This window comes from uncultured Lamprocystis sp. (assembly GCF_903933125.1).
Taxonomy (GTDB): domain Bacteria; phylum Pseudomonadota; class Gammaproteobacteria; order Chromatiales; family Chromatiaceae; genus Thiodictyon.
On record NZ_CAIZIZ010000409.1, the window covers coordinates 1 to 5,980 of the forward strand.

Sequence of the window (5,980 nt, forward strand, 5' to 3'; positions counted from 1 at the left end):
CCGCGATGGAGATAGCGGCACGCAGAAGTTCACGGCGCCCCCCATCGCGGCCGGAGGCCGCTCCCACAAAGAATGATACCCAAGGCCGCTCCCGACGACGATTCGTCCTGAATCAATCAAGCTCGGATGGAGCCGCCAAGGCGGCTGCCGAGCCGGACGCCGAAACCGGCGGCGCCGCATCAGCCAGGCGCGTCTCGGGGTCGCCCACGTCCGCGGTATCCAGGTCTGGAAGATCCGCGAACGTCAGCACGGCGCTATGCTCCGGCGCCTCGCCGCCGGACTGCACGGCGGCCACTTCCGCAGCCACGACGGGGGCATCCACCCCGGCGCTGTCCGCAGCGGCCGCCGCCGGATCGATCCCGATCCGCGCCAAGACATCCCGCACCGCTTGGAGGTCCGCCTCCGCCCGCGGCACCCAGGCCTCGCCCCAATACAGGTTGCAACTGGTCTCGGCCCGCAGCAGACGCCACAGGGCCTCGTCGAGCGCGGCAATCTGCGGCCCCTCGGTGACCCCGTGCTCACCCGCGTACCACCGGGCATCATGCACGACCTTGCTGAGCTGCGCATAACCCGCCAGCGTCGCCTTCTGGGCATCGGACCCGGTCCATTGGGTGAAATCCCGGCCGTGATGCCAACCGGTGTTCCAGGCGCCGGTGCGCACCTTAACTTCCCCGTGCACGCCGTGAACATTGAGATGATCGCTGATAAAGGTCGGCGAGATCCCAGCCGTCCCGGCGCGCACCCGCTCCAGCAGCGGGAGATAAAAGGCCGTCCAATAATTGGCCCCCTCGGTCACATTGCGGAACCAGCCGCCGTTCTCCCCGTCGGTGCAGGTCGTCACCAGCGGCGGAAAGTCGCACCACTTGGTGCGCTCGGCCACCTCCGCGAGGAACCAGTCCAGCTCCATGCCCGACTCCTGCGCATCGGACAGATCGCGGTCACGCACGATGACCGTGATCTCGGCATCGCCGTAGCGCGCCAGATGCGGCCGATACCGCATCTCCTGCCAACTCATGTCGGTCACCGGCTCGATATGCTCGCTGTCGACCAGCACATAGCGGTAACCACTGGCCCGCAGCAGCGGGATCAACTCCATCGAGAACCCCATCTCCGGCGGCCAGAACCCCTGGAACCGCGGACGCCACAGCAGGTGATGCGCGATGCCGAGCCAGCGCTGCAAATGCTCTTTGCGATCCGCCGCCGGAATCAGCGGCAACACCGGATGGTAATAACCGGTCCCCAGCACCTCAAACAGATCCTGGTTCTGAAAGTGCCAGAGCAAGGCCCCGCAGTCGACGATCCCGTAAACCCGCTCCTGAAAGGCCGGGTCCGACAAGGTTTCCAGCAGCGTGCCGGACAGCGACAAATGGACCCGCGCCAAGGCCTCGTGGCCCCACAAGACGCGCGGAATCCGGTCCATGGCAAAGAGAATCTCCTTGGCCTCCCAGGGCTGATGCTCCAGAAGATCTTGCAAATTACCGGGCGGCTGATGGAGATTGAGCACAAGCGCGTGGTGAGCAATCATCGGAAAGACCCCGCAACGGTTGAGACAGCGCCGCAGCATACCAAAGTGGGCGCCAATCTGTGGGGTCCGCTGCGCGGACCAAGGCCCCCATCGACCGCGCAGCCGCCGAAGTGATGATCAAGGCCCGCATCACCAGACCCTTTCAATACGACCCCGGAGCCGGCCATGCCCACCGTCGTCATCGACCCAGACAGCCGCTCGCTGCACCAGCGCTTCGCCCTGATCCACGCCCCGCGCCGCACCCGCGCCCGCTACCCCGAAGGCTCCGTCACCCTGACCGCCGACGAGGCCGCCGCCCGCGCTGGCGCGAACGCCGAGCGCAATCTCTATCCGGCCGAGGTCTATGGCCCATCCCGGTCATCGGAAGGCCAGCGTATCTACTACCTGCTGCGCTGGCTCACTTAGGTCTCGGGCGATTCCCAGCAATAACGATCCCGACCGCGCATGCGTGCAAGATCCGCAGGGGCTGAAGGGGCGATTGTAGGGGCGACTTCAGTCGCCCCCACCCGTCGGTAGATCCTTTCCCGAAAATCACCTCAATCCTATGACAAGGCCAGGGGCGCCAAGCGGTCCTGATCATCAATCCAGTCCGCCGGATGCGCACCGCTGTAGGATGCGGTGAGGCACGGACACTGGTGGCGAATTCACTAACCCATTGAAGAAAAGCACCTACTAGCTTTTCTTTCAACGGGTTACGGGGTTCTCCTGGCATTTCGCCACCAGTGCCCGAGTACTCACCGCATCCTACGCGCTTGAGCCTGGGAGCCCGATCCAGGGTTTTTCACGAAGACACGGAAGAAAGAGAAGAAATCCTCTCACAAAGACACAAAGACACAAAGATAGAGAAGCCTTTCATGGCTTCTTATTGCTCTTTCTTCTTCGTGGCTTTGTGTCTTTGTGAGAGCATCTTCTTTTTCGGCGAGAGTCCGTATGTTGGGGTGAGCGAGAGCGAACCCCAACGCTCCCCCTAGTGGCGAAACTCCCGAAGAGCCCCGTAACCCTTTGAAAGCATGTTCAGGAGACGCTGGGCTTCAATGGGTTAGCGAATTCGCCACCAGTGTCAGGCACGAACCGCATCTTTCCTGATCAACGGCGCGGAGAATTCACCACCAGCGTCAGGAACGAACCGCACGGCGGCCAAGTCGGGCGGTTCGCACGCTCACCGCCAAAGACATACACTTACCGCTTTCGTTGATCTGCCAGCTTACAACCCCGATGCCTGGTCATGTATCGTTCGGCGCGGAACATCGGCCGCCGGTTGCCTAAAAATTAAACATCTGATTCACAATACTTATTTGAATTTCGACCATTCAATAAAGGGCCTTGCCACGGTGGGTTGACGAATCATCTGACATGATTTAGTCTTCCTAAGTGTTCACGACAGCAAGGGGTAGAGGTACGGAATAGCACAGAGCCGATGGGATAAAGTGTCGACGCTGGGAAGAATTCGGTCGAACGCCACCAACATCGACATCCGCCTAAGACCGCGTACGGGATACTAAGACAGGCATTTGTCTAACGCACTGTTTGACCCCTTGGCAGGAGTAGTGAGAGTGTTGAAGAAGTCTCAGGCTGAGTTCGTACAGTGGATGCCATTTGTACTTGACGCATTGCGGGAATTTGGTGGCTCCGCTACACCGCGAGAGGTTTACGAATGCGTTGGGCGTATCGCAAGCGTCCCAGATGAGAAGCGATTCGCTAAACTCGGAAGCGGGAGTTTACGCTTCCCGAACCAAGTGGCGTGGGCGAGGCAGTACTTGGTTTGGGAAGGTCTCTTATCTTCACCGAAGCATGGCATCTGGATGCTCACGCCCGCGGGAAGCAAGACAAAACTCTCCCATGAAGATGCCGAGCGTATCTTCAAAAAATGGGTGGCAATTCACACGCAGCGTAGACTTCAAGGCAATGGTGAAACGAAGACATGCTCGGAGATTGGGGAGGAAACGCAAAGTACTGTCGGATACGCAGAAGAGGTATTGTCTCAGTTACAAGCGCTTACACCTGCCGCGTTCGAGCGCTTTTGCGCGGATTTACTGAAACATCTAGGGTTGGAGAGAGTTGAGGTTACGGGCGGTCGTGGAGACAATGGCATTGACGGGGAAGGTTATTTGCCAATTGGCCCACTTGTAACCGCGAAGGTCTCATTCCAATGCAAGCGTTATTCAGGCTCTGTGTCCCCGAGCGAAGTACAGAGCTTTCAAGGCGCTATTGGTGATTCCGAGAAGGGCATTTTCTTCACAACTGGGTATTTCACGGACAGCGCGAAGAACAGAGCGAGAAAACCTGGATGTAAGCCGGTTGAGTTGGTAGACGGCGAAAAATTGGTCGAAATTTTGGAAAAGTATGAGTTTGGCCTTACCCCTACCAAGACATATCAGGTTGACTACGGATTGCTTGGCAATTACGAAAAGGAGAAAAAGAAAGGTTAATCGCGAGGGGCTTAACTATGCGTTTTGGCCGCCCGCGAAGTCAAACCTCGCACGCAATTAGGAGACATCCTCCTTACGTCAAGTCTTTATTTTAACGGTGTATCTGCTATGAATGAAGCTTTCTGCCCCGTCTGCGGTGGGCCGGCTGAGATTAAGCGGGTCACCAAAGCCTTCGGCCGCGGTGATGGCCTTCTCGTTATCGAAGATATCCCTCTGATCGTCTGCCGAAACTGCCATGAGCAATATTTCGCCGCGAAAACGCTGCGGGAAATTGAGCAACTTCGCGAACGGCAACAGCATCACGCTCGGATGATCCAGGTCGAGCGGTTTGCGGCGTAAAGGGAGCTAATGTCAGGTCTTGCTTTCTGCCCCAGGGATAACGAGCCTGACCTGGCTCAACAGCGAGCGCGCGCCATCTGTGCTTGTGATATCGGAAAGCGTCGTGCGCTCGGCTCAATCGTCGTAGCCCGTCGGCGGTGCGCCGGTCTTGTACCCTAGTACACGACCAGACTCATTGCCCGATGTGCCGGCAACCCTGAGCGGCGAGTGTGCCGATCCCATTCGATTGAGCGGGGCGACAAGATTCTGGGGCCTTGGTCATCGTTATGGCCACAAGAAAACCGGAGGTCGAGGCTTTAGCCGGTCGATATCGCGGCTGCGCGGCCCTGATCCGGCTAAAGCCTCGACCTCCAGTGTAGGTACGACTTTAGCCGCACCGACTCGAACGCAGGTGCGACTGAAGTCGCATCGACACTGACCGGTATCCAAATTGTCGGAAATCACCTTAGCGACAGGTCGTCCCTCCGCCGCCAACAGCCCCCCAATCCGACCATCACCACTCATGAACAACCCGAATCTGATCGCTCTCGGCTGGGACACCTGGTTTGCAGACCAAGCAAGTGCCCTGTCCGATCCTGCAGCCGCGGTTGCCCGGGTTGCAGCGGTGGATCGCGATCAGTTGCTGTTGCTCAACCCGTCCGGGGTGTTCCGCGCCAGGCTCGCCGGGAAGCTTCTGTATGACACGGTGTCTTCGGCGGAGCGGCCTTGTGTGGGCGACTGGGTCTACGTGGATAAGTCGCCCGCCGATCAGTTCGGACTGGTCCACGGAGTCTTGGCGCGCAAGACCTGCCTGCGGCGCAAGGCCGCAGGTGAAGCGGTCGAGGTCCAGATGATTGCGGCGAATGTCGATGCCGTCATCGTTGTGCAATCCTGTCACTACGATTTCAATCTCAAGCGACTGGAGCGCTACCTGGTCATGGCAAGGGACGGCGGGACGACGCCTTGCATTCTCCTCACCAAGACCGACCTGGTGGAGCCCGCGGTGGTGGCGGCCCAGGTGGCACAGATCCGCAGTGCCGGCATTGATGCGCCGGTGCTGACGCTCAGTAACTTGACGCGGGATGGAATGACCGAGTTACAGCGCGTCCTCGATCCCGGCAAGACCTATTGTTTCGTCGGCTCCTCGGGTGTCGGCAAGAGCACGCTCATCAATGGACTGATCGGCCGCGATCTGATGGAAACGAACCTGGTCAGCGACACCGGGGAAGGGCGGCATACCACCGTGCGCCGTGAACTCATCATACTGGCAAACGGCGCGATGGTGATCGATAATCCAGGAATGCGGGAGTTCGGGGTGCTGGGTACCGGCGGCGGCATCGAGGCCAGTTATGCGGATATCATCGCGCGCGCTGGCCGCTGCCGTTTCCGGGACTGCACCCACACCAATGAGCCAGGCTGCGCTGTTGCGCAGGAGCTGGCTTCTGGTGAAATCGACACCGAGCACTACGAGAATTTTCTCAAGCTGAAGAAGGAGTCCGCGTACCACGACCTGTCCTACGCCGGGAAGCGCAAGAAGGACAAGGAGTTTGGCCGATTTATCAAGTCGGTCAAGAAGGGTCTTAAGGAAGATGAGTAAAGCGTTCTGTCGGCCTTGATCCGAGTTCCTGCCGCAAGAAGACCGGAGGTCGAGGCTTTACCGTGAAAGTGCGTCGTCAGGCCATCCTGGCCTGACGGCGTCGGGACTGGA

General features: G+C 59.3%; 5 protein-coding genes. 4 read left to right on the forward strand and 1 reads right to left on the reverse strand.

The features are described from left to right. Positions 1–112: 112 nt before the first annotated feature. Positions 113–1,525, reverse strand: coding sequence for a glycoside hydrolase family 57 (locus QZY03_RS21730; RefSeq protein ID WP_295584529.1), 1,413 nt, complete (start codon positions 1,523–1,525; stop codon positions 113–115). A 165-nt stretch (positions 1,526–1,690) separates the two neighbouring features. Between QZY03_RS21730 and QZY03_RS21735 the strand changes: the two genes are divergently transcribed. From QZY03_RS21735 to rsgA, 4 genes are all read left to right on the forward strand, one after another. Further along, the gene (locus tag QZY03_RS21735; protein WP_295584531.1) at positions 1,691–1,930 is read left to right on the forward strand and encodes a hypothetical protein; all 240 of its coding nucleotides are present in this window, start codon (positions 1,691–1,693) and stop codon (positions 1,928–1,930) included. 1,148 nt (positions 1,931–3,078) lie between these two features. After that, a complete protein-coding gene (locus QZY03_RS21740; protein WP_295584533.1) occupies positions 3,079–3,954 on the forward strand; it encodes a restriction endonuclease in 876 nt (291 codons plus the stop codon). Positions 3,955–4,062: 108 nt separating this feature from the next. After that, positions 4,063–4,293, forward strand: a complete 231-nt coding sequence (locus tag QZY03_RS21745) for a type II toxin-antitoxin system MqsA family antitoxin (protein ID WP_295584535.1) — start codon at positions 4,063–4,065, stop codon at positions 4,291–4,293. A 502-nt stretch (positions 4,294–4,795) separates the two neighbouring features. Then, on the forward strand, positions 4,796–5,869 hold the full coding sequence (rsgA, locus tag QZY03_RS21750) for a ribosome small subunit-dependent GTPase A (protein ID WP_295584537.1): 1,074 nt from the start codon (positions 4,796–4,798) through the stop codon (positions 5,867–5,869). Positions 5,870–5,980: the final 111 nt, after the last annotated feature.